Below are 26,667 nucleotides of genomic sequence, written 5' to 3'. Positions count from 1 at the left end.
AAATCAGACCCTTTCCTTGGTGCCGCGCGCGGCAATAAGCCCTTGCGGGCGGAAGAGGAGAACGAGGATGACCGCTCCATAGACAAAGGCATCGCGGAACGGCCGGGCGTCGATGGGCAGCATGACCTGCATGATCACCGAGGCGGCACCCAGCAAGAAGCCGGCGAGCACGGCTCCCCCGAGGCTGCCGAGGCCGCCAATGACGGTGGCGATGAAGGCCATCAACATGATCGAGGCGCCCATCTGGATGTCCAGCGTGCCTGTCTGGGCGCCAAAGATCAGTGCAATGGCGGCGGCCAACGCGCCGGAGAGCGCGAACGCGCCCATGATAACCCGGTTCGCACGCACACCCAGCATGCGGGCCATCGAGAAGTTCTCGGCCGCCGCCCGCATCTCCAGGCCGAAGCGGGTTTGACGCAGGAACAGTGTCAGGCCGATCAGGATGACCATCGTGGCGACGATTGTTATGAGCTGGAGGAGGGGAAGCCTGGCACCGAGGATCTCCACCGGCTGGGACAGTTCGGGCAGCAGCGAGATCGATTTCGGCCGACTGGAGAAAAGCATGAGCAGGAAGTAGCGAATGACGAAACCGAGCGCGAAGGAGGCGATCATCATGGTTGCCGGATTTGCCTGGCGGAACCGCCTGAAGACAACGATTTCGCACAGCACCGACAGCCCGGCCCCGCAAAGGAGCACGAAGGGCACCAGCAGGTACCACGGCAATTGGCCAGCGAAGACGATGGCCATGGCGTCTGTTGAGGGCCATAGCAGCGCGAAGACGCAGAAGGCGATGACGTCGCCATGCGCGAAGTTCACCAGCCGCATGACGCCGAAGATGAGGGCAATGCCAAGCGCCCCAAGCGCGTAGAGCGAACCAAGCGAGAGTGCGTCGAACAGGATCTGGAGCATCTCAGTGGTCCTCGTAACCGAAATAGGCAGCCTGGATCGCCTCGCCGTTGCCGAGCGTCCGCGCGTCGCCATCGAGCACGATCTGTCCGCCACGCATCAGGATCATCCGCCCTCCCACCATCATCGCCCGGGCCGAGCTCTGCTCAACGATCAGGAGCGTGAGCTGGCGCTGCGCACGCAGCGCGATCAGCCGCTCATAGACCTGGTCGTTGATGTTGGGGGCGAGGCCCAGCGAAGGCTCGTCGATGGCTACAAGCCGCGGATTGGTCATCAACGCGCGTCCGATGACCAGCATTTGCTGCTGCCCGCCGGACAGCAATCCCGCCTGCCCATGCCGCCTCTCTTTCAGCATCGGGAAGGTTGCGTAGACGGCTTCGAGTTCGTCGGCCGCTCGGCTGCGCCAGCCGCGTTCGCGGGCGTGCATGCCGGTTCCGACCAGAAGGTTCTCTTCGGTCGTCAGCGAGCCGAAGACATCGCGCCCCTCCGGCACCATGGAGAATCCGAGCCGGGCGATGTTCTCCGGCGCCTGGCCGGTGATCTCATGACCTGCAAGGTCGATCCGGCCGCCCGCCACTGGCGTAACACCGGCGATCGCGCGCAGCAGCGAAGACTTCCCGGCTCCGTTCGGGCCGGTGATGAACAGGATTTCTCCCTCGTCCATGGAGAAGGAGACATTTCGGACCGCCGTGAGACGGCTGTAGCGGATAGTGATATCGGAAAGGGCGAGCAGGCTCATTCCATCGCCTCCAGCACAGGCAGGTCGGTGTTCGCGGCCGTGCCCATATAGGCGTGGCGCACCTTCTCGCTGTCGCGGATCGCGGCAGGCGGGCCTTCCTCGATGATCGCTCCGGAATCGAGCACGACGATATGCTGGCAAAGGCCGAGCACCAGCCCGACATTGTGCTCGATGAGCAGGACACCACAGCCGAGATCGCTGGCGATATGTCTTATCAGGGCCGAAAGCTCCCGCGCCTCCAGCGCGCTCATGCCAGCCGCGGGCTCGTCGAGCAGGATGTACGCGGGCCGTCCCATCAGGGCGCGGCCAATGGCGACGCGGCGCTCGTCCGTATATGGCAACGTTCCGGCGATGCGGGTGCCCAGCGCACCGATGCCTATCCAGTCGAGCATCGCTTCCGCTTCGGCGATGGCAGCGCGCCGGCTCATTCCCAGACCAACGCCGGTTACCTCCAAATTGTCCAGCACAGGCAGGTCGCGGAAGAGCCGCCCACCCTGGAAGGTGCGGGCAATGCCGCGCCGCCGGACCTGATGCGGCTTGAGACCTGTGAGTGCTGCCCCGTCGAGCTTGATGGTGCCTTCCGTCGGTGCCTGGAAGCCGGTCAGCACGTTGACGAGCGTGGTCTTGCCAGCGCCATTCGGGCCGATGAGGCCACTGATGCGGCCGGGCGTAATTTGGAGGTCTACCGATGACAGGGCCTTCAGCCCCGCAAACGATACCGAGACATTCTCCGCGCTCAGATGACTCATGACCCTTTCCTTCTTTCTACCGACGGAAAGGCGCGAAGCATCCGGCCTTGCGGCCAGTCACGTTGCAAATGTCTTCCCCTGTCGGTTCCGGCGGTCTCTAGCGGACTGCTCGGGTGCCAAATTCACGCCGTTGCCCGGCGTCGTCTTGTCGTTTCGCGCACCGGATTTTGTCTTCCGCCACGCACGGTCGGTTTTGGCCGGCCGATCTCCTCGCCACCGGCTCCTCCGCCGGCATTTTCCCGGCTGACGTCAGCCGGCCAGATGCCCTTCAGCACGCGCCAGCGCGGCGCGCTGTTCGGTTCGCGCGGCAAGCGCGTCTTCCAGCGTCACCGGAACGAAGCGCGCCGGGGTGTGCGGCTGGAGCTGGGCGATAAGGTCCATGTCGGCCGATATCACCACGCCCAGCATCATGTACCCGCCACCCGAAACCGCGTCCCGGTGAAGAACGATCGGCTCCGTGCCACTCGGCACCTGGACGGATCCGTAGGGATAGCAGGCATCGACGATGTTCGAGGGGTCGGAGCCCGCACCGAAAGGCTGCTCGCGCTCGACGAATTCCAGCGGCGTCCCACCCCGGAAGCGATAGCCGATGCGGTCGGCTTCGGGTGCGACCTTCCAGGTTTCCTCAAAGAACCGAGTGCCGGCAGCTTCAGTGATCCGATGCCAGTACATGCCGGGAAGCATTCTGAGTTCCGCCGGACTATTGCCCGCGCGGCGCAGATTTGCAGGCAGTGAAAGACCGGCTTTGCCGGAACCCTCGCCGAGGGGAAGCTCATCACCCGCCTTCAGCGTGCGGCCCTGATGGCCGCCGAGTGCGCCCAGAATGTAAGTCGAGCGCGAACCGAGAACCACGGGTACGTCGATACCGCCGGAGACGGCCAGATAAGCGCGCGCGCCGCCCTTGAGGAAGCCGAAGGAAAGCCGGTCACCGGCCTTCACCGGAAAACTTTCCCAGGTCGGCCGTTCCTCGCCATTGAGTTTGGGGGGGAGTTCTCCTCCCGTGACGGCGACGACCGCGGATTGGGTGAATTCGAGTTCGGGGCCCATGAAGGTGGCTTCGAGCACCGCGGCACCCGGATCGTTGCCGACAAGCAGGTTTGCGATGCGTGTGGCAAAGCGGTCCATGCCGCCACCTTCTGGAATGCCGACATGGTAGTGGCCCGGTCGGCCAAGATCCTGCACGGAAGTGGAGAGGCCGGGTGAGATTACCTTAACGGCCATTGATAAGCTCCATCAGCTTTGCATTGGTGCCGTAAATATCGCCGTTGAAGTCCTTCAGGCTGAAGGTGCACTCGCGAACCGTCGGCTGCCACCGATTGGCTTCGATTTCCTCCAGCGTGGCGTCGTAGTCATCGCGGCCAATGGCCTTGAACTTGACGATGTCGCCTGGCTCGAACAGGCACATATCATCTGAGAGGTAGCGCACCTTCCTGGTCGGGTCGTAGATCGGAGCCGGGGTTATGCCATACATCTGGTAGCCGCCAGCGCCGCGCACCGAATAGATCGCTGCAAAGCAGCCGCCATGGCCAATGGTGAGCTTGGGAGTGTCGGTGCGTGGACGCAAATATTTCGGCGCCTGAATCTGTTTCTTGCGCTCAACCATCTGGTACAGGAAGGGGAGTCCGGCGACGAAGCCGACCATGGACACGAACCAGGGCTGGCCGGAATATGCCGTGATAAACTCTTCCACCGTGGCGTAGCCGTTGATGCGTGCCGAATATTCAAGATCGGTGGAGGAGGGGTCCTGATGGCGCTCGCGGAAGCGCAGGCAGGTTTCACGCGTCCATGGATCCTGGAAATAAACCGGCAGTTCGATGATCCGGGTCTTCAGCACCGGGTCCGCCTTCGAGGCCGCCTCTTCCATCGACTTCAGTTCGCTGAGCAAATCCTGCGGCTTGACGATGTCGGGGTTGAAGCGAATCTGGAAGCTGGCGTTGGCTGGGCAGATCTCGGTGACACCTCGGATGCCTGCCGTACGCACCGCGTTCGTCATCGAAAGGCCGGTAAAGAAGGAGGTGAGCGACATTTCTTCGGACACCTCGCCGAAGATATGTTCGTCACCGCCGAAGTTGAATCGTATCGACATCGGTCCTCCTTAACCCGCCAATGTTGCGGCGTTTTCGATGAGCCAGCCTTCCAGCCAGCGGGTATGCACGTCTCCCGCCCGTACCGCCGGATCGGCGGCCAGCGCAAGAAACAGCGGCTTGGTGGTCTTGAGCCCGCCGATCTTCAACTCGTTGAGCGCGCGGATCAGGCGCACTATCGCCGCCTCGCGCGTTTCTGCATGCACGATCAGCTTGGCAAGCAGCGAATCATAAAAGGGCGGCACCTGATAGCCTTGGTAGAGCATCGAATCGAAGCGTACGCCCGGACCGCCGGGAATGCGAAGCTCGGCCACCTGCCCAGGGAATGGAGCGAACTCCTTCGCCGGGTCTTCGGCATTGAGTCGGACTTCGATCGCATGCCCCTTGACGGAGACATCGCCTTGCCGAATCCGCAGCTTCTCGCCGCCGGCGATGCGAAGCATCTCCGCAACGAGGTCGATGCCGGTGATCGCTTCGGTGACCGGGTGCTCGACCTGGATACGGGTGTTCATCTCGATGAAGTAAAAGCGATCTGCTTCATCGTCATAAAGATACTCTACCGTGCCGGCACCAGAGTATTTGACCGCCTTGGCCAAAGCGACCGCCGAAGCGCAGAGATCCTCGCGCAGCCTGTCTGAAAGTGCGCGCGACGGCGCCTCCTCCCAAACCTTCTGGCGTCGCCGCTGCAGCGAGCACTCCCGCTCATAGCAGTGAATGGCATCGCTTCCGTCTGCCAGCACCTGCACCTCGATATGGCGGGCCTTGCCGATCACTTTTTCCATGTAGAGGCCACCGTCGCCAAAGGCGGCGAGGGCTTCTGCTTCGGCCTGAGGAAAGGCTTGTTCGAACTCGGCGAGCGAGTTGGCGATGCGGATGCCCCGCCCGCCGCCGCCTGCCGCCGCCTTGATCATCACCGGAAAACCGGTTGCGGTCAGCACCTCGTGGCCAGCCTTGAGGCCCTCGACCCGGCCAGCCGAGCCAGGCACCACAGGGACACCTGCAGCGGCGGCGGCCGATCGCGCCGAGACCTTGTCTCCCATCATCCGGATCGCATCTCCCGACGGGCCGACGAAGACCAATCCAGCGCCTGTGACCGCGTCGGAAAACGCGGCATTCTCGGCAAGGAAACCATAGCCAGGATGAACGCTGTCGCAACCGGTGTCGCGGGCAGCCTTCAGAATTGCTTCGACATTGAGATAGGACTTCTTTGCTGCTGGTGGGCCGATGTTGACCGATTCGTCCGCAAGCTGGACGTGGAGCGACTCGGCGTCTGCGGCCGAATACACCGCCACGGTGGCGATCCCCAAATCTTGCGCGGCCCGGATGATCCTGACCGCTATCTCGCCCCGGTTGGCAACCAGAAGCTTTTTCAGCATCAGTCGAGATCCGCGATAGGTGCGCCGGCCATGATCGGGTCTTCATTGTCGGCAATGAAGCGGATGTTCGTACCGGCCGTCTCGGCCCTCACTTCGTGGAACGACTTCATCACTTCGATGAGGCCGATTACGTCTCCGGCGGAAACCGCGTCGCCATCCGCCTTGTAGGGCGGCTGGTCTGGCGAAGCGCTGCGATAGAAAGTGCCGGGAAGAGGCGAAAGAATCTGGGCCATAAAAAGCTCCGGAAAACTGCAGACAGACTAATTTGGAACCGCCTGCGCGGGCGGGTTCGGTCGAGTTCAGTGCCAGGGAGCGATTGCGGTGCGCACGGCCCTGGCTATTTCGATGGCGTTCGGCGTATCGGAATGCACGCAGATGGTTTCGCAGCGTACGGGGAAGAAACCGCCGTCCTCTGCCGTGCCCTCGCCCTCCCTGATGGCGCGCACGCACCGCTCGGCCATCTCTGCGGGGTCCTTGGCGTCATGAACGCGCGTCAAGATCAGCTTGCCGGAGGCATCGTAGTCGAGATCGGCATAGAACTCGGCGACGAATGGGATACCGCGCTCTTGATAGATCTTCTCATGCAGGGTGCCCGTCATGCCGAAGAGGGGTACGCCGAAAATCTCTGCCGCGTCGCACACGCCATGGGCGATTGCCTCCTGCTGCATGGCCATGAAGTAGAGGCTGCCATGCGGCTTGATGTGGTGGAGTTCCACACCCTCGGCCCTGAGGAAGCCGGCAAGCGCTCCCACCTGGTAAATGATGGTGTTCCTGACTTCTTCGCGGGTCATCCGCATCTCGCGCCGGCCGAAACCCTGAATGTCGGGCAAGCCTGGATGGGCGCCGATCTTTACGCCACTCGCCTTGGCGCTGCGGACGGCGGCGTGCATGTGATCCGGATCGGAGGCATGAAAACCACAGGCGACATTGGCAACGTCGATGATGGGCATCATGCCCATATCATCGCCAACCTTGTAGAGGCCAAAGCTTTCGCCCATGTCGCAGTTTAGCGTCACCGCCATCGCATTGTTACCCCTCGAAGCTGCCGTCTTTGCGGCGTTGCAGCATTTTTTGCGCATGCGAGGGCGTTTGTGAAATAGTAGTTTATTGATTGTCATATCAAAAAAACAGATAATGGTTCTGGGCCGGAGCGCACCATGACCATCACCTTGAAACAGCTTGATTATTTTATCGCGACCGCCGAGAGCGGACAGGTCAGTCATGCTGCGGTGGAACTCAACATCTCGCAATCGGCCGTCACTGCGGCGATAAAGACGCTTGAGGCTGACCTGGGCGTACGGCTTTTGGAGCGTAACCACGCTGGCGTAAGACTGACTATGGAGGGCGCGCGGTTTCTTGAACATGCGCGTGTTATCACCGGGGCCGTCGCTGCCGCCGTCCGAAGCCCGTTGCGCGATAGGAAAGGCCTGGCGGGCAAGCTGCGGCTTGGCATGACCTACACGGTCGTCGGCTACTACATGTCGCGCCACTACGCGCGGTTTCGAAAGACCTATCCCGAGATCGAGGTCGAGGTGCTGGAACTGCCCCGAGACGCTCTCGAAAGCGGGTTGATGTGCGGGGACATCGACATGGCCGTGATGCTGGTGTCCAACCTGGAGCACACCAAGGAGTTGGCGCAGGAGGTCTTGATGCGGTCGAACCGCCGGCTCTGGCTTTCGGCTGATCATCATCTGCTCGCGCGGCAGGAAATCAGCCTCGCCGATGTGGCGGCGGAAGATTATGTCATGCTGACGGTTGACGAGGCACGTACGACGGCCGCCCGTTACTGGGATGCCGCGGGGCTTTCGCTTCGCGCCGTCCTTACCACCAGTTCGGTCGAGGCCGTGCGGTCGCTCGTGGCTGCCGGCATGGGGGTCACTGTCCTGTCCGACATGGTTTACCGCCCCTGGTCCTTGGAGGGGCAGCGCATCGAAGTGCGCGGGCTTGTCGAGCCCATTCCTACCATGGATGTCGGCCTGGCCTGGTCGCGGGACAGATCAATCGAACCGGCCGCGGCGGCCTTCCGGGCCTTCATGTCCGTGACCATGGGCGGCGGCGGCTAACCGCCTGCCGTCAGGCAGGCGCTATGGCTCAGGCTCGCTGGTTGAGCAGCGGAGCGTGGGAGTTGATGCCTCGCATCATCAAGGGGGATTTCACCTTTGTCGCAAATAACGCCAAGGGCTTCACAAAACTCTAAAGAGCCGGTTCACGCCGGCCTCGTCATCGTCGCTGGCAGGTTGTTCCCGACAAACAGAAGGAACTCTTGGAGAGTCTTCTTGGTCACCACCTCGGGCCGGAATCGGAAAAGTCTCTCATCGGAGGGCGGTGACTTCACGGTTGCGGGCTACGATCTGCTCGTGGCGGAGGGGGGCCGTCGCCTCCATGAAGCCCTTGATCAGTGCGTCGCGAGCTCCGGGTGCGCGCGCCTTTTCCGCCGTGGACAGCGCATGCTGAAGATCAGGCAACGTCAGTTCCGTGCAGTAGGCTGGCGTGCCCGGTTGCTGGCGCCAGGAACTCGCGAGATCGCCGGCATCAAGTGCGTCGAAACCGGTCTCGTTCACCAGTTCGCGTGCGATCGCTTTGGCATGCGCATCATCGCCTGCGACGGGGATCGCGATCCGTTCGGCCGTTCCGCCACCTTCGGCGAGCGTTTGGGCGAGGACCGCATTGAACGTCTTGACCACCGGCCGGCCGAGTTGTTCGCTGGACCAGACGCTTTCCGGCTTGCCATCGTCAACCTCCGCGATGTTCCCGTCGCGCATAGGATAATAATTGGAGGTGTCGATCACGACCACGTCGGCTGGTACATCGGCAAAGATGTTGGCGACATCGGGAATCTTCGCAAACGGGATCGATAGAACGATCGCCTCGACATCCCTGGCTGCTTCGTGCGCGGCAACCGGGAGCGCACCAACCTTCATCGCCTTCTCGCGGATGTCATCAGGCCCCTTCGAGCCCGCCAGCTTCACCGCGTGTCCGGCCGCTGTCAGCTTTCGTGCGAGGGTGGTGCCGATATTTCCCGCGCCGATAATGCCGATGTTCATGTCGATTTCCTTCCAGGTAATTGTGATTGTGAGCTCAGCGCATGATGCGCGGATCGATCCCGTGTTGAGCGGGACATCCAGATGGTCGCGCAGGGTGGTGCCGCCATAACCCCCGATGGAACAGCCCGCCTCGAACTTCGTATAGCTTGCTCGCGGCATCTACTGACCGCGCGCCAGGCCCCAGGCAGGTTGCCGTACCGTTGCCCAGATGCATGCCGGTATCATCTGCCTGATCATCGTCCTCGTTTCGCCGGCTCATGCCGACCTGTTAGAACAGTCGACCACGGGATATATGGAGACTATCTCCGCTTCGACTTTAGATACGGAGAGTGTCTCCGATCTTCAAGGGTTCAAAGGTCAGTCATGTTTCAATCGTCGATCACGTCAGCCCTCCGCAGGGACGCGCAACACAATCGGGCGCACATTCTCGAGGTGGCGCGACAAGCGTTCGGCAACGACAGTGTTGACGTCTCGATGGATGCTATCGCGAAGCTGGCGGGCGTGGGGGCAGGGACGCTCTACCGCCATTTTCCAAACAAAGACGCCCTCCTGGCTGCGCTGCTAATTCTTCACTATGAAAGCCTCGACCATCGTCGCGTTGAAATCGAAGCCGGGGAGAGCGATGCAGGCCGCGCACTCGAACTCTGGGTTGAAGCTCTCGGCGACTGGATGCTGGCTTATGAGGGCTTGCCTGAACCGTTACGGGCCGCTTGCCGAGTAGAATCCCCGCTGACGCCGACCTGCCATGCTGTCATCGCGACGACGGAGCGAATCCTGAAGGCTGCACAGGACGAAGGGCTTGCACGACGGACGATGACCGGGCGCGACATCTTTTTCGGAGCACTGGCGATCGCTTGGGCGAGCGGCGCAACGGCAGCGGGCGAAGACACTCGGAACGTGCTTCGCGATGTCCTGAAGAACGGATGGATGGAACCGAAAACAGCACCGGGCGGCGGAGTTTAGTCCGCCTATCCGACTGCGCAGCCTTTCGAATTTCATAACGCTGTCGCCAGCGCGTGTGCATCAAACAAACGCTTTCTGAATGGCTGCCGTCGTCTGGATGGACGGCGGCTTTTGGGCCTGGGAAGAGCGGCGTGCGAGGGCGGCAATTGGTGGCTGAAACTTTGCGACCAAGCGTGAGCACACGTCTTGGCGCTATGCTATGATTTCTGATCCCGCTTCCTGAAAACGGGGGATTCCGCAGAGCCTGAGGCAAGTCACCACTTCGTCCAGGATGATATCGAGTGCCTTGGCCACACCGGCCTCGCCAGCCACGGCGCCGAACAGGGCGGCCCGGCCGATCGCCGCGACGGTGGCGCCGCGTGCCTTGGCCTTGATGATGTCCGTGCCCGTGCGGATACCGGAATCGATGAGGATCGGGACTTGGGCGCCCAGTGCCTGACGGATGGCGGGCAGGGCATCGATGCTCGATACAGCACCGTCGAGCTGACGGCCTCCATGGTTGGACACCCAGATGCCATCGGCACCAGCCGCCACCAGTCGCGACGCGTCGCCCGGGGTGCAGGATGCCCTTGACCAGCAGCCGGCCTTTCCACCAGTCGCGGATCTGGCGGAAATCGTCCCAGTCGAAACCTGCATGGAGGCTGCCGCCAACACGCGCGGCGATCGTCAGGCCGGCGCTGTTGTCACCGAGATAGCCGCGGACGTTCTCGAACTGGGGCAGACGACCGCGCAGCAGGCGCAGCGACCAGCCAGGATGAAGCATGCCTTCCCAGAGATGCCGGGCCGAAGGCCGCAGTGGGATGGATATGCCGTTCCTAAGATCCTTTTCGCGCTTGCCCCCGGCTTGCAGATCAACGGTCACCACCAGCGTCGAATAGCCAAATTCTTCCGCTCGCCTCACCAGTTGGCGATTGAAGTCGAAATCCTTGAGCACATAAAGCTGGAACCACAGCGGCCCCTGTACGGCTCGCGCCATGCCTTCGATGCTGGCCGTGGCCATGGTGGAGAGTGTGTAGGGGATGCCGCGAGCGGTTGCCGCCCTCGCGATCGCAATGTCGGCTCCGGGCCTGACCAGCGCGCAGGAACCCATCGGGCTGATCACGAGCGGTGTCGGCAAGGTCTCGGACCAGAGCGTCGTGGAAACGTTCGGATGCGAAACATCGGTAAGCACGCGCGGCAAAAGTCTGATCTTTTCGAAATCGCTTCGGTTGGCGTTAAGGGTGAGTTCCTGCCCCGCCCCGCCATCGATGAATTCGAAGATGGATTTCGGCAGGCGACGACGGGCAAGCCTGCGAAAATCCTCGACCGAAACCTGGCGATCGAGAGCGCCCATCTCAAGCCTCGCCCTCGTGCCGGTCGGCAATGAATATCCGGCGCATGAGCGTCTGGCCGACCTTGCGAGGTCCAACAAGATCTATCTTCACCTTGATCATCAGTCACGCCGCTGCCGCGAGCCGGTCGCAGATCGAGCGGGTTATCTCGCTGGTCGACGCCCTGCCTTTCAGGTCGGCGCTCAGAAGCCCGTTGGCCAAGCAGTCCTCGGTCACGCGACGGATGCGCGCCGCGGCCTGGTTGAGCCTCTCGTCGCCATGCTTGTGGCCGAGCCAGTCGAGCATCGAGGCTGCCGACAGGATCGTCCCATACGGATTGGCGATACCTTGGCCGGCAATGTCGGGCGCCGAGCCGTGCGCGGCCTGGAAGAAGCCGTTGGCCGCGCCGATCTCGGCTGAAGGCGCCATGCCCATCCCGCCCACCGTCGCGGCGGCGAGGTCGGACAGGATGTCGCCGAACATGTTCTCGCTGACGATGACGTTGAAATGGCCCGGTTTCAGCACGAGATGCATCGCCATGGCGTCGACCAGCGCGTGCTCGGTCGCGATATCGGGATAGTCCTTCGCCACTTCGTCGAAGACGGAGCGGAAGAAGGCATAGCTGCGCAGCACGTTGGCCTTGTCGCAGCAGGTGACCCGGCGCACGCCGTCACGAGGCGCGCCGCCCGACTGGCGCGCCAGTTCGAAGGCCTTGCGCACGATGCGCACGATGCCGGAGCGGGTCTGCACCAGCGTGTCGACCGCGACTTCGCCGCGCAACAGCGCGCCCGATCCCCGCGCGGCGTAAAGCCCTTCGCTGTTCTCGCGCAAGATGATGTAGTCGATATCTCCGGCATTCACGCCGCTCAACGGGCTCGGCACGCCCTCGAAGAGCCTGACGGGGCGGATGTTGGCATAGAGATCGAGTTCGAAGCGCAGCCTCAGCGTGAAATCCAGGCCTGCTTCGGTTCCATCGGGATGGACGACGCCCGGCAAGCCGCCCGCACCATGCAGGATGGCGTCCGCCGCGCGGCAGGCCTGGAAGGTCGGCTCGGGAAAGCTCTGGCCGGTCTTCAGGAAATGCTCGGCTCCGGCCGGGTATTCGCTGAAGTGCAAGGGGTTGCCGGGACCAAGCGCTGCTTTCACCACTTGAACCGCTGCGGCGCAGACTTCCGGGCCGATGCCGTCGCCATGCACCACGGCGATTTCGTAGACAGGCTTCATCGCCAACTCCCAAATGGTCTAACGCTCAGATGCACTTGCCGCCGTCGACATTGAGGTCGACGCCGGTGATCATGCTGGCCTCGTCGGAGCACAGGAATGCCGCGGCGTTGCCCATGTCCGCCGGCGTAGACAGCCTGCCGATCGGAATGGTGGCGACGACGCGGGCGCGGTTTTCCTCGCCGGAGCCGATGAAGGTGGACAGAAGCGGCGTGTCGCCGGCAACCGGGTTGATGGCGTTGACGCGGATGCCGAAGGGGGCGAGTTCCACGGCCATGGCCCGGGTGGCGGCAATCGCCCAGCCTTTGGAAGCATTGTACCAGGTCAAATTCGGGCGCGGCGAGACGCCGCCGGTGGAGGCGACGTTGAGGATGGCGCCCGATTTGATGGATTTGAAATGCGCAACGACCGCACGGGCGCCATTGTAGATGGATCGCATGTTGACGTTGGCGATCCGGTCGAACGTCTCTTCGTCCATCGTCTCGAGCGCCAGGGGCGGCTGGGCCACGCCGGCATTGTTGACCAGTATGTCGAGACCGCCAAAGGCCGAGCGGGCCAGGTCTGCCGCCGCTTCGAAGCTTGCGAGTGTCGAGACGTCGCCAGTGATTGGCCGCACATTTTCGCCGACTTCGGCAGCAACGCGGGCCGCGGCGGCCCCATCACGGTCCATCAACACGACCCGCGCACCTTCGGTGACGAATTTCCTGACGATGCCTTCGCCAAATCCCGAACCGCCGCCAGTGACGATGGCGACCTTGCCAGCAAGTCTCATATCTGTTCCTCCATTGCCGGCACCATCGGGGAAGTCGCGTACATTGCACAGTCCGATTATCTGAACGCCCTTTTAGCTTTCCTTGTTTGAGGTCGACCGGCGTCGGAGGCATAGTCGCCACGGAATTGTGAGGAGGAAGGGATGACGCTGAATTTCGACCCGCGGGCGAAGGCCACGGCGCTCTACCACGGCGAATTCCGGCCGATGTTCGTCGGCGGCAGGTGGGTTCCGGCACAATCCGGCCAGGAGATGCAGGCGCTCAACCCGGCGACTGGCGAAGTGCTAGCCACCGTCCCGCGTGGCTCGGCCGCCGACGTCGATGCGGCGGTGGCGGCTGCGCGCACGGCTTTCGAAGGGCCGTGGTCAAAATTCTCGCCCTATGAGCGGCAGTGCGTGCTTCTGCGCATCGCCGATCTCTTCGAGACTCATTGGGAAGAGCTCAGCGTTTCCGACACTCTCGACATGGGACTGCCGATCACGCGCACGCTCGCCAACCGGCGGCGCGTCATCGGCATGCTGCGCTTCTATGCGGGCATGGCGACCGCGCTGCATGGCGAATCCATAGACAATTCGATCCCCGGCGAGATCGTCAGCTTCACAAGGCGCGAGCCGGTGGGCGTTGTCGGCGCGATCATCCCCTGGAACGCTCCGACCGCCGCGTCGATCTGGAAGATCGCGCCGGCGCTGGCCACCGGCTGCACCATCGTGCTGAAGCCCTCGGAGGACGCCTCGTTGACGCCGCTGCTGATCGCCAGGCTGATGCAGGAAGCCGGCGTTCCCGACGGCGTCGTCAACGTCGTCACCGGCACCGGGGCGGAGGCCGGTGCGCGGCTCGCTGAACATCCCGACGTCAACAAGATCGTCTTCACCGGCTCGACGCTGACCGGGCAGGCCATCGCGCGGGCGGGCGTGACAAACCTCAAGCGCGTTTCCCTGGAACTCGGCGGCAAATCGCCGATCATCGTCTGCCGCGATGCCGACATCGACAAGGCGGTTCCTGTCGCCGCGATGGCGGTGTTCGTGCATTCGGGCCAGATCTGCATCGCCGGATCGCGGCTGTTCGTGGCGCGCGAAATCCATGACGAATTCGTGCGCCGGGTCGCCGAGTTTGCCGGCAGGCTTCGCATCGGCCATGGCATCGAGGCGGAAACCGAAATCGGCCCGCTCATCAATGCCAGGCAGGCCGGCAAGGTGGTGGGCTATATCAAGGCCGGCCGCGACGAAGGCGCGGAACTGATAGCGGGCGGATCTCGACTGACGGGCGAGCCCTACGACGGCGGCAATTTCATCGCGCCGACCGTCTTCGGCGCGGTGTCGGACAAGATGACCATCGCGCGTGAAGAAATCTTCGGTCCGGTGATTTCGGCGATGCCGTTCGACACGCTCGACGAAGCCGTGGCGCGGGCCAATGCGACGCCCTATGGCTTGGCAGCCGGCATTTTCACCACCCATCTGGGCACCGCGCACAAGCTCGCCCGCCGCATCAAGGCCGGCTCGGTGTGGGTCAACATGTACCACGCCATCGACCCGGCGGTGCCGTTCGGCGGCATGAAGATGTCCGGCTACGGCCGCGAGGGCGGCATCGAACATCTGCATGAATATCTGGAGACCAAATCGGTCTGGATCCAGACCGACTGAGGGTGCGCTGATATTCAGGTGAGGCCGGGCTGCGAATGACGGCGTTCCCGCACTATTCTCGGCGCTCGTGCAAGGTGCCTGTCCGAAGGCGCGATGCTCAGTTTGCCAGTTCGTGCAAATTGGTGCGGATGAGGTTCATCAGCTGTTCGGAGAAGGAGTGGTGCACATAGCCCCGCGCCGTGATGATGCCGACGGAGCGGTGGGCGTCGCGATGGTCGATCGGCACCACTCGCATGCGCTCGTCATTGCGCGAAATGGCGATGCCGGGCACCACGCAGACGCCAAGTCCCGAACACACCAGCGCCACCGCCGTCTGTGCGCTTTCGACCTCGTATTGCGGCTTGAGCTCGATGCCTTCCGCCGCCGTCAGCCGATCGACAAGGCCGCGCACGGCGGTTTTGCGGTTGAGCAGGATGAGCGGATAGCGCAGCAGGTCGGAGAGCAGCAGCTTCTTTTCGCCGCCGTATATTTCCGTGGGAATGCAGGCCATCAGCGGATCGTCGAGGATAGACTCGAACTGGAAGTCCGTCAGGTTTGGCAGTTCCGGGCCGATGTAGAACTCGACCTCCTGCTGTTGCAAAAGGCCAAGCGCGGCCTGCGGCGGGCTCTCGATGACCTCGACGATGCTGCGGGGATAGCGCAACTTGAATGTCGCCAGGATATCGCCCAGCCGGCTTGCCGCGAGCGTCGGGGCGCAGGCGATCTGCACCTTGCCCTTGCGCCGAGCGGCGACCTCCGTCAGCCGGTCGAGGCTGGTCTGCACCTGTGACATCACATTGGCGATCTCCTCGAACAGGATCTGGCCTTCCGGCGTCAGGCTTGCACGCTGTGCGGTGCGGATAAACAGCGAGATGCCGATCTGCTCCTCAAGGTCGCGAATCTGCATCGAGACCGCCGATGGCGAACGATTGCTCTCCTCGGCAGCACGACGGAAGCTGCCGTTTTCGGCGGCAAGCAGGAACGTCTGCAGAAGTTTGAGGTTAATGCTGGGCATATCCGCTCGGGCAGGGTGATCTGACCCTTTGACCTATTCAGACGCGGAACCGATTGCAAGGCAATAGGACCGGCCAGACATTGGTCCTGGCTTGACCGGCAAAAGTGTCTTCCTTGTCGAGCCGCTCAATGAACCGCGGCGAACATGACGCGCTCCTCGGTGGCCTCCGACAGCATCATCTCCTCGACCACGCGGCCGCGCTTGACCACCAGAATGCGATCCGAAACGGCGAGAATTTCAGGCAGATAGGACGAGATGACAACGACGGCCATGCCTTGCTCGGCGAGATCGCTGATGAGCTGGTGGATCTCGACGATGGCGCCGACGTCGACACCGCGTGTCGGCTCGTCGAAGATCACCAGCCTAGGCTTCTGGATCAGCGATTTGGCGATCACGACCTTTTGCTGGTTACCGCCGGAGAGCTCGATCATCCGGGCTCGGTCGCTGGTCTGCCGCAGGCTCAGACGTTCGCCCCATTCGCGGGCAAGTTGCCTGGCCCGCGCCAGCGACACCATGGAGACGGGATTGGCGCCCTCGGTCAGTTCACCCACTTGAAGGTTCTCGCCCGCAGTCATGGTTTCGAAGAAGCCGTCGACCTTGCGATCCTCGGTGACATAGACGATGCCGTCGCGCACCGCAGGCCTGGGCACCCGGTAACGCACCGACTTGCCGAGCAGGCGGATCTCGCCGCCGTGGAAGATGTTGCGCTTCAACAGTCCGGCGACGACCTTGGCCATTTCGGTCCGGCCGGCGCCGACAAGGCCGAACATGCCGGTGACCTGGCCCGAAAACACCGAGAAGGAAGAGTTGCGCACCAGGCCGGCGCAGGACAGGTTCTCGACCGAAAGCACCTTGTCGCCATAGGGCCGCGCCGTGCGCTTGACCTCGCCATGCAGCGTTTCGGTCAGCGTACGGCCGACCATGGCCTGCACGATCGAAGCGCGGGTGAAGCCCTTGGCTTCGCCGGACGCGACGATCTCACCATCGCGCATGACCGTGATGCGGTTGGCGACGGCAAGCGCCTCTTCCAGCGCATGGGTGATGAAGATGACGGCGATGCCCTCCTTCACCAGCCGCTGCAAAAGTTTGAAGAAGTGGCTTTTCTCTTCGGGCGTCAGCGTCGCGGTCGGCTCGTCGAAGATGATGACGCGGGCCTTGTGGTGGACGGCGCGCGCGATCTCCACCATCTGCTTGTGCGCCGCGCCCAGCGTGCTGACCTGCGCGGACGGGTCGACCTGGAAGCCCATGCCGGCGAGGAACTGCCGCGCCTGAATGTAGAGGCCGCGCAACCGGTTGAACATCTTCTCTTCGCCGAGATAGAGATTCTGCGCCACCGTCATGGCCGGCACCAGGTTGGTTTCCTGGAACACCATGGCGATGCCGGCGCGCAGCGCTTCGGCGGGCGTGGCGAAGGACACATCCTTGCCGTCGAAGGTCATCTTGCCCTCGGTCAGCTTGAAGACACCGGCCATGACCTTGGTCAGCGTCGACTTGCCGGCGCCGTTTTCCCCGAGCAGCGCATGGATTTCGCCCTTGCGCAGGTCGAAATTGACATTCTTGAAGGCCGGAATGCGCGCGAACGCCTTGGCGGCGTCCCTGAGTTCAATGATGTTGGCGTCCGACATCGCTTAGCCTCGCTTGCCACTGGCGGCGCTCGCCACGCGCACGATCCGCGATCCGCCGCGCGAGGCGACCAGAAGGTCATCGCCCAGCTCGCAGGCGCTCAGCGTCCCGTGCACCTTGCCGTCGGCGCGCGAATGGAAACTCGACAGCGGCTTCATGTTCTGGTCGCAAAGGACCACCAGCCCGTAGGACCTTGTCACCGCGTATGGCTTCAGCACGTTCATCTGCTTCAACTGGCTGCCTTGCATGGGCTCGCGATAGTCGCGCCATGAGCCGAGCGACGGCGCCATCCAGTAGGCCTCGGGGACTTCCGCCAGCATGCGGGTGCGGTAGGTGTCCTCGCGCAGGATGAACTCCACCAACTGGTTGCGCACGGAATAGAAGGTCAGCCAGTAGCCGGCGTTGAAGGCCGGTGCGATGCGGGCGGGGTAGGCCGGCAGATGCTCCAGCACGGGCAGCGTCGCCTTGGTGGCAAGGTCGATCGCCAGCACGCGGTGGCGCCAGGCCTCCGAGACGTAGATGCGGTTGGAGCCGGTGGTGGCGATGCCGGCCGGCCAGGCCAAGCCATCCCTGATCAACTCCAGCCGGCCGTTTTTCAGATCGAGCCGCCAGACCGAACCGGATACGCTCTTCTGCATCAGGTCGCGACGCCAACCGCTCGCCGGCACTGAGGCCGAGCCGTTGGCCACCAGCAAGGTGTTGCTGTCGAGGAAGGTGAGAGCGGTGATGCAGGAGAGGCGGCGAGCCTCCTCGCCCGTCGCCTCGCGCCCGTCATGCAGGCCGCCGCGGATGACGACGCCCTTGCCGTCGATGGCCATCGCGGTCATGCCGCGGGCATGGGCGAGTGCGGTGATCTCGCCCGGAAATTCCTGCAAGGTTTCGGCATGGCCGTCGGCGCTAAAGCGCATCAGCCGGTTCGCGCTGCTTGCCAGGAGGCCCTTTTCGGTGCGCACGAGATTGTCGGCCTCGGCGAGGCCGGCGAATTGGCCGGCTTCCTCCAGTCCTTGGTTGGGCAGCAACGGCCCGTCGAGCGTCGGCACGGTCACGGCCCACTCGCCACGGCCGAGAAAGCGGTCAAGAAGCTGGTTCAAACCGCTCATGACTTTTTGCCCCAGTAGGAATCCGAGCTGAACCAGTCGGGATAGACGCCTTTCAGGGGCAAAGTGCCCATGCGGTTGTTGAAGATGCCGCAAAGATAGAGGATGCCCTTGTGCTCGCGCATCGAGGTGATCATCGGATGCTTTTCGCCTGCCTGGTCCCACAGGCTTTCGAGGATCTGGCCGTTCTCGTCGAAGCGCAGCACGCAGCCGGTGTTGAGATTGGGCATCAGCCACGCATCTTCCGATACGCGCCGCGCCATGCGGCGGCGGAAGCCCGGCATTTCAAGCGAGAGATCCAATGCCGGCGTGCGCATGCCCATCAGGGCCAGCCAGTAGGTGCCGTCGGAGGCGCGGTTGATGTTGTCGGGATAGCCGGGCAAGCCCTCGATGACGCGCTCGACCTGGCCCTTCTTCGGGCCATCGAAATAGTAGCGGCTGATGCGGCAGGCCCAGCTTTCGGCGAACAGCACCGACTGGCCGTCGAAGGCCGTGCAGATGCCATTGGGGAAGACGAGGTTCGACAGCAGTGTGCGTGTCGAACCGGATTTGGGATCATGGACGATGATGCGTCCGTTGCCGCGGCTTTCCAGCGCGTCGGCATACCAGTCATGCATCTCGAAGCGCACTGTCGCTTCCGAGAAGACGATGCGGCCGTCCGGCAGGATGTCGCAGTCGTCGGCGAGCTTCATGGTGGAGTCGTCGACCACCGAGGTCAGCGAGCGGTTGGTCTCGGCGGTCAGCAGTTTTACATCCCCGGCCGGCGAGACCTGGTAGAGGCCCATGCCGGCGACGCAGATGACGAGGTTGTCGTCGCGGTCGAAAGCCATGCCGAGCGGCGAGCCGCCAATATGTGCGAACACTTCGCTGTCGGTGTAGTGTGGCGGCTGGAAGCGCAGGATATCGCCTTGGCGGCTGCCGGTGTAGAGGCGGTCCTGCCGGTCGAAGATCACATCTTCCGCGCCGTCGAGAAAGCCGAGGCCGATGACGCCGACGTCCTTCAACCGGTCGTTCACCGCCATCGGCGCGCCGGACGCGGTCGAGATCGCCTGCGGCATCTTGGCGAAGGTCGGCGAGATGTAGACACTGCGCAGGATCTTGTGGCGGTTCTTCACCCAGCGCACGTCGAGAAGCACCGACAAAAGCAGCACGATGCCGAGAATCAGGAAATTGACCGGGCCGGGCACGGCCAGCGCAAGCAGGCTGTTCGACAGGACAAGCACGAAGACGGTGCCCATCAGCGCCTTGGCGACCGAGCCGCGCCCACCGCCGAGCGAGATGCCGCCGAGCACGGTTGCGGTCAACACCTGCAGTTCGAGCCCGGTGCCGATGTCGGAAGCAGCACTGCCGATGCGAGCCGAGAAGAAGAAGCCGGAGAGCGCCACCAGCACCGAGCACAAGACATAGGCGCTGAACAAGATGAAGCGCACATTGATGCCGGCATTGTAGGCAGAGCGGCGCGCGCCGCCGACCGCGAACAACCGCCAGCCATAGCGGGCGCGCGACAGCACGAGATGGATGATCAGCGCGATGACGACGAAGACCACAAAGGATGTCGGCACGCCCCAGATCGTGCCGAAACCAAGGAAATCATAGGCCGGCGAATCCGAACCGCTGGTGACGATCCGCGTCGAGACCTGCGGGAAGACGATGTCGAAGGTCGAGCGGTAGATGATGAGCGTCACCAGCGTGGTGAGAAAGGCCCGCATGCGCAGGAAGCCAACCAGGAAGCCGTTGATGGCGCCGCAGACGACGCCGAGGCCCAAGCACGCCAGAAGGCCGGTACCAAAGCTCCACTGCTCGACATTCATGCCATACAGCGTGACCAACACGGCGAGCGCGAAGGTCGACCCGACCGACAGATCGATGCCGCCCGACACCATGACGATGGTCATGCCGAGCACCACCAGGCCAAGCTCGGCGGTCTGGCCGCTGAGATTGGTCAGCGTCGCCAGATCGAAGAAGCCCGGCACGATCGAGCCGAAGATCGCGCACAAAATGACCAGCGCCGTGAAGGGGATGACGCTGTCGATCCACTTCTTGGTCAGGATCTCCCCGACCACGTGGTCGGGGAGCAGGCGGTAGCGCCAGCGCACAAGGCTTTCGGCCATGCTCATCAAGGAAGTCCGTTACTTGAGCTCGTCCAGCTTCCAGCAATTCCTGCCGGTCGCATTGGCCTTGTCGACGCGGGTGATCGGACCGAAGAAGATGGTCTTCTCGCTGCCCGCTTGCCGCTCGGGCTGCTGCAGCAGCTCGGAAATCTGCTGTGCGGCGATCTCGGCCTGGATCGGGGCATTAAAGTTGAAGATCACGTCGAGCAGTCCGTTCTTGATGCTCTCGCAGCCCGTGGCGCTGCCGGCGCCATTGGTAACGATCGTCACCTGGTCCTGTTTGCCGGCGGCCGCGACGGCGGCGCCTGCGCCGACCTCGGCATTGTCCCAGATGCCCATGATGCCGCACAGGTCCGGATGCTGCTGGAGGACCGTCTCGGTGATCTGGCGGGCCTTTTCGCTCATGTAATCGGCCGGCTGGTCGGAGACGAGCTGCAGCTCGGGATTGGCCTTCAGCACCTCGTCGATGCCGGTGCGCATGTAGATGTTGGCGGCGCCCGTCTGGACACCGGCGAGCCAGACCACCTTGTGCGAGACGGCATTGGGGCCGGTGCAGTGTTTGGCCAGTTCGCCCATTTCGAGACGGCCCATTTCGATCCAGTCATTGCCTACATAACTGTCGGTCTGGGTGGCCGACTGCATGTTGACTTGCAGCACCTTGATGCCGGCCGCCTGCGCCTGTTTCAATAGGCGTGCGTAGGTCTGGACATCGGGGTTCTGCACGATGATCAGGTCCGGCTTCTCGGCGATGGCGCCCTGCATGGCGCGGATGCCGGCATTGGTGTCGCCGGAGGGATCGCGCACTTCGAGGCTGAAGCCGTAGCGTGCCGCGTGACGCTGCCACACCACCACCCATGCCTGGTTGAGGTCCATGCCCTGTGAGATCGGCACGAAGATGACCTTCTTGCCCTTGAGCGCCTCGAGATAAGTGGAGCGGCCGACCTGATCGGTTTCCTGCGCCGTGGTGATTTTCGCCGCGCCCAGCAGCGCGAGCGCTGTCATGCCCGCGAACAGGCAGTTCTTGAACAATTTCATGTTTCTCCTCCCAGATTTATGTCTCGGTTCTTGTTTCAGATGTCGCCGCTTTGCGAGGTCTGCTCGTCGCGCGGATTGATGATGGCGTCGATCGCCAGCGCGCCCAGCAGGATCACGCTCTTGATCAGATTCTGGCTGGTGTAGCTGAAGTTCAGGATCGTCATGCCGTTGGTCAGGATGCCGACCAGAATGGTGCCGACGATGACGTTGCGTACGCCGCCCTGGCCACCGGAGAGGCCGATGCCGCCCAACACGACCACCAGCAGCACGTCGTAGATCAGGCTGGAATTGTAGAGGCGGGTGTCGATGCCGGTGACCAGCCCCAGCATGATGATGCCGGCGGTATAGGCAATGAGGGCGCTGATGACATATTGCGTCACGATGATCGGGCGCGTCGGCAGCCCTGTGGTGCGGGCCGCGTTCGGGTTGTCGCCAGTGGCATAGACCAGCCGGCCGAAGCGGGTCTTCCTCAGGAAGAAGCCCATGAGCGCGGCCACCGCCGCGAAGATGATCACCGACATCGGGATGCCGAGGATGGTTCCGTTGCCGACGAATTTCAGCCAGCCAATATCGGAGGGGGCATAGAGCACGTCGGACGCAAAGACGATGCGGCCAGAGCCGTAGACCGAGGATGCGATGGCAAGGGTGGCGAAGATCGGCGGAATTTCGGCCACTGCCACCATGACGCCGGTGAACAGGCCGATGACCGCGACCAGGATGGCGCCGCACATGATGGCCAGCGTGAAGTCGACGCCCCAGGTGGAGATCCAAATGCTGAAGGCGACGCCGACCACCATCACCGCCACCATGGTCAGGTCGATGCCGCGCCCGACGACGATGAACCCCATGCCGACGGCCAGCGTGCCGAGGATCGAGACATTCTTGAGAATGGCAAGGATGTTGCCCTGGCTCAGGAAATTGTTGAGCGTCGCCGAGAACACCAGGAACAGGACGGCCGAGATCGCGCCGACGACGAGTTCCTGGGACATTTTGATGCCCAAGCGCGCGGTGTCGGATTTGCCCGAACCAGCCAAGTCAGTTCCTCCCTCGCTGCCGGTTTGAACCAGCGGCGTGCCAAAGCGGCCTTGCCCCAGGGGCTTTGCCGCGACGACGTTTCCTCCACAGCCCTAAGCCGGCTGCATGCGTTAAGACCATCGCGACTCAGGGCGCCAGGGGCAATTTCGATTTTCTGATGCGCTGTGCAGTTCGTCAGTGTGGAGAAAGAGGATGAGGAATCGTCGGTTGTGTCCTCTGCCGGATTTCACCTGCCGCAAAGCTCAGCCCGATGCCGGTAGCGTGCCGCGATCCCGTGACGGTACTTTCTTGAGTGACGGGAGTGTCTGGCCCGGCAGTCAAGCGGCTCTGCTTCCCCAGGTTCCGTCCTATAGGCAGTTTCCCTCGATCATCGCCATCAGGCAATCGCCAGATTGTGTGCCGCTGATGCCCAGATCACGCACGCTGTTCATGTGGTTTCGGTCATTCAGGCGGAGGTCGCAGACAAGGTGCCCCTGCGCGCGCAAGCGCTTTCCGAAGTCGGCGGCCTGCTGGTGAAAAGGTGACGTTTCCTGATCTCCCACGAGAATGGTCGCTGCCGTCTCCGGGTCATGCCACCGCGTCATTGGGGTGAAGGCAGCTGCCTCCTCATCGGTGATTCCGATTAGCGGCTGGACGAAGGACGTCTGAAGGGGCTTGAGGTCGTAAAGGCCGCCTAGCAGCAGCGCCGCACGTATGCGCGATGGCATTGGCGTCTTTTCGAACAGGAATGTGGCCAGGTGTGCGCCCGCCGAATGACCACTTACGCTTAGCCGGGCAGGGTCACCGCCATGAGCGGCTATATTGTCCAGCACCCATTGTTTGGCGCGCCGGACCTGGGCGACGATTGCCGCCATCCTGAATTCGGGCATCAGCGCATAGTCGACGATGACCGCGATCGCCCCAGCTTTGGTGACTGTGTTCGCTACATAAGAATAGTCGCTCCTGGAGAACATGCGCCAGTAGCCGCCATGGATGAAGATGTGCACGGGAAGATCCCTGCGCGCGCCGGGCGGAAAGAACAGGTCCAACCTTTCGGCCTTGCCCTCGCCATAGGCGATATCAGCCGACATTGGCAGGGTCGCCCGGGTTTCGGCGCTGCGGCTTACTATGTCGGCCACGATATCGTCAAAGTCGGCCACATGGTCGCGCGTGCGGAAAGGGTCCTTTGACATGACTGCCGGTTCAGAAGGTGACGGCAATATATTTAGCCTCCATGAACTCGGCGATGCCGTGGTGCTGGCCGCCTTCGCGGCCAAGGCCACTCTGCTTGACGCCTCCGAATGGTGCGGCCGGATCCGACATCAGTCCTCGGTTGAGACCGATCATGCCGGCCTCGATCCCCGACGCCACCCGCATGCCGCGTCCAATATCGCGTGTGTATATATAAGCGGCCAGGCCATATTCCGTGTTGTTAGCATGTGCGATCGCCTCGGCCTCGGTGTCGAAGCGTGTGATGGGTGCCACCGGGCCGAAAATCTCCTCGTGCGCCATCTCCGCATCGGGCGGCACATCGGACAGCACTGTGGGCGGATAGAAGAATCCTTCTTCCTCCGAAATTGACCCGCCGCAAAGCACCTTGGCCCCCCGGCCCACGGCGTCCTTGACCAGGCGGTCGATCTTGTCGACAGCCTTTCTGGTGATCATCGGCCCGCATTCTGTGTCTGCATTCGGTCCCGCTCCCACCTTAAGTGCCGCCATGCGCTTGCGGAGCCCGTCGGCAAAAGCATCACAAATTCCCGATTGTACATAGAGGCGATTGGCGGCGGTGCAGGCTTCGCCGGCGTTGCGCATCTTGGCGATCATCGCGCCGTCGAGGGCGGCGTCGAGTTCGGCATCGTCGAAGACGACAAACGGGGCATTGCCGCCGAGTTCCATCGAACAGGAAATGACATGCTTTGAAGCCTCGCCGAGCAAGGTTCGGCCGACACCCGTCGACCCCGTGAAGGACAGCTTCCTGACGCGCGGATCGGCGAGCATGGCCGAAGTCAGCGGCCCGGGACTGGTCGTGGTCAGCACGTTGACGACACCGGCAGGCACGCCGGCTTCGCTGTAGAGTGCCGCCAGCGCATAGGCCGTCAGCGGTGTTTCACTTGCCGGCTTCAGGACGACAGTGCAGCCTGCCGCCAGCGCCGGCGCGATCTTGCGGGTCGCCATAGCGGCCGGAAAATTCCACGGTGTGATCAGCACGCAAATTCCGATCGGCTCATAATCCACCACGATGCGATTGCTGCCGGAGGGCGCGGTGCCGAACTCGCCGGTGATACGGACCGCTTCCTCAGCATTCCAACGGAAGAACTCGGCGGCGTACGCCACTTCGCCGCGCGCGTCGCGCAGCGCCTTGCCGTTCTCCAGGGAGATCAGCATGGCAAGCGTTTCGGAGCGTTCGACCATGAGTTCAAAACAGCGCCGAAGGATTTCCGAGCGTTTGCGCGGCGCCGTCTCCCGCCATCCTTTGGCCGCCTTGGCCGCGGCTTCGACGGCGGCGGTCGCGTCCTCGACTGTCGCATCGGGAACCGCCGCGATCACCGCCCCGGAGGAGGGATCGACGACATCGATGAGCCGACCGTCGGAGGACGGTCGCCAAGTGCCGTCAATGTAGAGCCCGTGCGAAAAACCGCGCACGTCATAGCCGTCCTGGTCGAGTTGCTGAGCGTTCAAGTTCATCGCTTTGTTCCGTTTTTCACATAACGCAGGCGGCGAGGTCGCCGTCATGGGCAGCCTGGACGAGGCGTCGCATCGTGCCGAGATCGAAGGCACGCGGATTGTTCTTGATCAGGCGGTCGATGCCGAGCGCTTGCTCGGCTGTCCAGTCAAGCTTATCGGCGGGGAGGCCTAAATCCGCCAGTGTCGGCGTAATACCGATCGCCGCGAACAATCGCCTGATCTCCTCGATTGTGGCGGCTGCCATCTCGGCGGCGGTTCTGGCCTTGGTCTCCAAGCCAAGTGCCGCGCCGATCTCTGCCATCTCGTGAGCGGCGACGCGGCTGTTATAGGTCATCACGTAAGGCATCATTGTCGCCACGCCCAAACCATGGGCGGTGTGGGTGAGGGCGCCTGCCGGATATTGCACGGCATGTGCCGCCGCCGTGCCGGCGGTGCCGAACGCGCAGCCCGCCGCCAGAGCGCCCATCATGACATCGGCGCGCGCGTCGGCATCGGTGCCGTCGCTGCAGGCTTTCTCCAGGCTCCTGCCAAGCAGTTTTATCGCGAGCAACGCGAAATGGTCGGTCAGCGCAGTCTTGCCGATGAAGACATGCTGTTGCGGCAGATTGGGGTCTTCACCGCGCCGCATGGCGGTGAAGGCCTCGATCGCATGGGTCAGCGCGTCAGCGCCGGCGATCGCGGTCAGGCCGGGGGGGCAGGTCATAGTCAGTTCGGGATCGCACAGAGCTACTGCGGCGATAAGGTGAGGGCTCGATATGCCGACCTTGAGCGTCCGGTCCGGGTCGGAAATCACCGCGACCGGCGTCACCTCGGAGCCGGTGCCGGCCGTGGTAGGCACGGCGATCAGCGGCAGTGTCGGACCCGGCACCTTGAACTCCCCGTAATAGTCCTGGAGCTTGCCGCCATGGCTGAGAAGCAGCGTGGTGCATTTGGCGAAATCGAGACAGCTGCCGCCGCCGATTCCGATCACCATGTCCGGCCTGAACCCCTTCGCTTCCTCGACACAGATGCCGACCGTGTCGCGTGGCACGTCGGGCAGAACGAGGTCATGCACAAGGACTTCGATCGAGGCTGACTGAAGGGACTTGATGATGTCGGCGAATACCGCTGTGCCCGCGAAACGCTCATCGGTGCAGACCAGCGCGCGTCGGCCGAACCGGGCGGCGACCGTCGGCAACACATGGCGCTGCCCCTTCCCGAACAGGATTTCACGCGGCAACCGCAGGGCGGCGAAGAGGGTCATGATCGGTCCTTTGACGGCGGCTGACTGGAAACGGAGGCATTGAACTGGGCTTGGATCGGACGG

The 26,667-nt window shown here is 63.0% G+C and carries 25 protein-coding genes; 4 read left to right on the top strand and 21 right to left on the bottom strand.

Annotated elements, in window-relative coordinates:
• Positions 1-3: 3 nt before the first annotated feature.
• From EOB59_RS00630 to pxpA, 8 genes are all read right to left on the bottom strand, one after another.
• Entirely contained in the window at positions 4-909 is a 906-nt protein-coding gene (locus tag EOB59_RS00630) for a branched-chain amino acid ABC transporter permease (RefSeq protein ID WP_027036291.1), read from the bottom strand.
• 1 nt (position 910) lies between these two features.
• A complete protein-coding gene (locus tag EOB59_RS00625; RefSeq protein ID WP_027036290.1) occupies positions 911-1,645 on the bottom strand; it encodes an ABC transporter ATP-binding protein in 735 nt (244 codons plus the stop codon).
• Positions 1,642-2,394: an ABC transporter ATP-binding protein gene (locus EOB59_RS00620; protein ID WP_027163992.1), complete on the bottom strand. Its 753-nt coding sequence runs from the start codon at positions 2,392-2,394 to the stop codon at positions 1,642-1,644. Before EOB59_RS00620 ends, EOB59_RS00625 begins: the two co-directional genes overlap by 4 nt.
• 249 nt (positions 2,395-2,643) lie before the next feature.
• Positions 2,644-3,615 (bottom strand): biotin-dependent carboxyltransferase family protein, encoded by a 972-nt coding sequence (locus EOB59_RS00615; protein WP_127319973.1) that lies wholly within the window; start codon positions 3,613-3,615, stop codon positions 2,644-2,646.
• Positions 3,605-4,480 (bottom strand): carboxyltransferase domain-containing protein, encoded by an 876-nt coding sequence (locus EOB59_RS00610; RefSeq protein WP_127811209.1) that lies wholly within the window; start codon positions 4,478-4,480, stop codon positions 3,605-3,607. Before EOB59_RS00610 ends, EOB59_RS00615 begins: the two co-directional genes overlap by 11 nt.
• Positions 4,481-4,489: 9 nt before the next feature.
• Positions 4,490-5,854, bottom strand: coding sequence for an acetyl-CoA carboxylase biotin carboxylase subunit (locus EOB59_RS00605; protein WP_127811208.1), 1,365 nt, complete (start codon positions 5,852-5,854; stop codon positions 4,490-4,492).
• Positions 5,854-6,087 (bottom strand): acetyl-CoA carboxylase, encoded by a 234-nt coding sequence (locus tag EOB59_RS00600; RefSeq protein ID WP_013533152.1) that lies wholly within the window; start codon positions 6,085-6,087, stop codon positions 5,854-5,856. The genes EOB59_RS00605 and EOB59_RS00600 overlap by 1 nt, the downstream gene beginning before the upstream one ends.
• 66 nt (positions 6,088-6,153) lie before the next feature.
• The gene (gene pxpA, locus EOB59_RS00595; protein WP_128287401.1) at positions 6,154-6,876 is read right to left on the bottom strand and encodes a 5-oxoprolinase subunit PxpA; all 723 of its coding nucleotides are present in this window, start codon (positions 6,874-6,876) and stop codon (positions 6,154-6,156) included.
• Positions 6,877-7,011: 135 nt separating this feature from the next.
• Here pxpA and EOB59_RS00590 point away from each other — a divergent pair, with 135 nt between their 5' ends.
• Complete coding sequence (locus tag EOB59_RS00590) at positions 7,012-7,917, top strand: LysR family transcriptional regulator (RefSeq protein WP_013533150.1); 906 nt, start codon at positions 7,012-7,014, stop codon at positions 7,915-7,917.
• A 249-nt stretch (positions 7,918-8,166) separates the two neighbouring features.
• Here the strand turns inward: EOB59_RS00590 and EOB59_RS00585 are convergent, their stop codons facing one another.
• Positions 8,167-8,898, bottom strand: a complete 732-nt coding sequence (locus tag EOB59_RS00585; RefSeq protein ID WP_128287417.1) for an NAD(P)-binding domain-containing protein — start codon at positions 8,896-8,898, stop codon at positions 8,167-8,169.
• 363 nt (positions 8,899-9,261) lie between these two features.
• Between EOB59_RS00585 and EOB59_RS00580 the strand changes: the two genes are divergently transcribed.
• Positions 9,262-9,861 (top strand): TetR/AcrR family transcriptional regulator, encoded by a 600-nt coding sequence (locus tag EOB59_RS00580; protein WP_128287400.1) that lies wholly within the window; start codon positions 9,262-9,264, stop codon positions 9,859-9,861.
• 192 nt (positions 9,862-10,053) lie between these two features.
• Here EOB59_RS00580 and EOB59_RS37130 read toward each other — a convergent pair whose 3' ends face one another.
• Entirely contained in the window at positions 10,054-10,368 is a 315-nt protein-coding gene (locus EOB59_RS37130) for an alpha-hydroxy-acid oxidizing protein (RefSeq protein WP_281061693.1), read from the bottom strand.
• Between the two features lie 4 nt (positions 10,369-10,372).
• Here EOB59_RS37130 and EOB59_RS37125 point away from each other — a divergent pair, with 4 nt between their 5' ends.
• On the top strand, positions 10,373-11,227 hold the full coding sequence (locus tag EOB59_RS37125) for a hypothetical protein (protein WP_281061692.1): 855 nt from the start codon (positions 10,373-10,375) through the stop codon (positions 11,225-11,227).
• Positions 11,228-11,297: 70 nt separating this feature from the next.
• Here the strand turns inward: EOB59_RS37125 and EOB59_RS00570 are convergent, their stop codons facing one another.
• Together EOB59_RS00570 and EOB59_RS00565 are read right to left on the bottom strand one after the other, a co-directional pair.
• Positions 11,298-12,395, bottom strand: coding sequence for an isocitrate/isopropylmalate dehydrogenase family protein (locus tag EOB59_RS00570; protein ID WP_128287399.1), 1,098 nt, complete (start codon positions 12,393-12,395; stop codon positions 11,298-11,300).
• Between the two features lie 25 nt (positions 12,396-12,420).
• A complete protein-coding gene (locus EOB59_RS00565; RefSeq protein ID WP_128287398.1) occupies positions 12,421-13,164 on the bottom strand; it encodes a glucose 1-dehydrogenase in 744 nt (247 codons plus the stop codon).
• 141 nt (positions 13,165-13,305) lie between these two features.
• Here EOB59_RS00565 and EOB59_RS00560 point away from each other — a divergent pair, with 141 nt between their 5' ends.
• Positions 13,306-14,802 (top strand): aldehyde dehydrogenase family protein, encoded by a 1,497-nt coding sequence (locus EOB59_RS00560; protein WP_128287397.1) that lies wholly within the window; start codon positions 13,306-13,308, stop codon positions 14,800-14,802.
• A 97-nt stretch (positions 14,803-14,899) separates the two neighbouring features.
• Here the strand turns inward: EOB59_RS00560 and EOB59_RS00555 are convergent, their stop codons facing one another.
• The 9 genes from EOB59_RS00555 to EOB59_RS00515 all read right to left on the bottom strand — a co-directional run bounded on the left by EOB59_RS00555 (position 14,900) and on the right by EOB59_RS00515 (position 26,604).
• Positions 14,900-15,796, bottom strand: a complete 897-nt coding sequence (locus EOB59_RS00555; protein WP_128287396.1) for a LysR family transcriptional regulator — start codon at positions 15,794-15,796, stop codon at positions 14,900-14,902.
• A 125-nt stretch (positions 15,797-15,921) separates the two neighbouring features.
• Positions 15,922-17,421: a sugar ABC transporter ATP-binding protein gene (locus tag EOB59_RS00550; protein ID WP_127811201.1), complete on the bottom strand. Its 1,500-nt coding sequence runs from the start codon at positions 17,419-17,421 to the stop codon at positions 15,922-15,924.
• 3 nt (positions 17,422-17,424) lie between these two features.
• Positions 17,425-18,519 carry a strictosidine synthase gene (locus EOB59_RS00545; protein WP_127811200.1) on the bottom strand — a complete coding sequence of 365 codons (1,095 nt, stop codon included), beginning with the start codon at positions 18,517-18,519 and terminating at the stop codon, positions 17,425-17,427.
• The gene (locus EOB59_RS00540) at positions 18,516-20,633 is read right to left on the bottom strand and encodes an SMP-30/gluconolactonase/LRE family protein (RefSeq protein WP_127811199.1); all 2,118 of its coding nucleotides are present in this window, start codon (positions 20,631-20,633) and stop codon (positions 18,516-18,518) included. Before EOB59_RS00540 ends, EOB59_RS00545 begins: the two co-directional genes overlap by 4 nt.
• 12 nt (positions 20,634-20,645) lie before the next feature.
• Positions 20,646-21,662, bottom strand: a complete 1,017-nt coding sequence (locus EOB59_RS00535) for a sugar ABC transporter substrate-binding protein (protein WP_127320431.1) — start codon at positions 21,660-21,662, stop codon at positions 20,646-20,648.
• 35 nt (positions 21,663-21,697) lie between these two features.
• Positions 21,698-22,651, bottom strand: a complete 954-nt coding sequence (locus tag EOB59_RS00530) for an ABC transporter permease (protein WP_236383139.1) — start codon at positions 22,649-22,651, stop codon at positions 21,698-21,700.
• A 393-nt stretch (positions 22,652-23,044) separates the two neighbouring features.
• Positions 23,045-23,869, bottom strand: a complete 825-nt coding sequence (locus EOB59_RS00525) for an alpha/beta hydrolase (protein WP_164895541.1) — start codon at positions 23,867-23,869, stop codon at positions 23,045-23,047.
• 10 nt (positions 23,870-23,879) lie between these two features.
• A complete protein-coding gene (locus tag EOB59_RS00520) occupies positions 23,880-25,361 on the bottom strand; it encodes an NAD-dependent succinate-semialdehyde dehydrogenase (RefSeq protein ID WP_127811198.1) in 1,482 nt (493 codons plus the stop codon).
• Between the two features lie 16 nt (positions 25,362-25,377).
• Positions 25,378-26,604: an iron-containing alcohol dehydrogenase gene (locus EOB59_RS00515; protein WP_128287395.1), complete on the bottom strand. Its 1,227-nt coding sequence runs from the start codon at positions 26,602-26,604 to the stop codon at positions 25,378-25,380.
• Positions 26,605-26,667 lie beyond the last annotated feature (63 nt).

Origin of the sequence: Mesorhizobium sp. M7A.F.Ca.MR.176.00.0.0 (genome assembly GCF_004023165.1) — a bacterium.
Lineage (GTDB): Bacteria > Pseudomonadota > Alphaproteobacteria > Rhizobiales > Rhizobiaceae > Mesorhizobium.
This window is presented reverse-complemented; position numbering and strand designations above follow the sequence as displayed.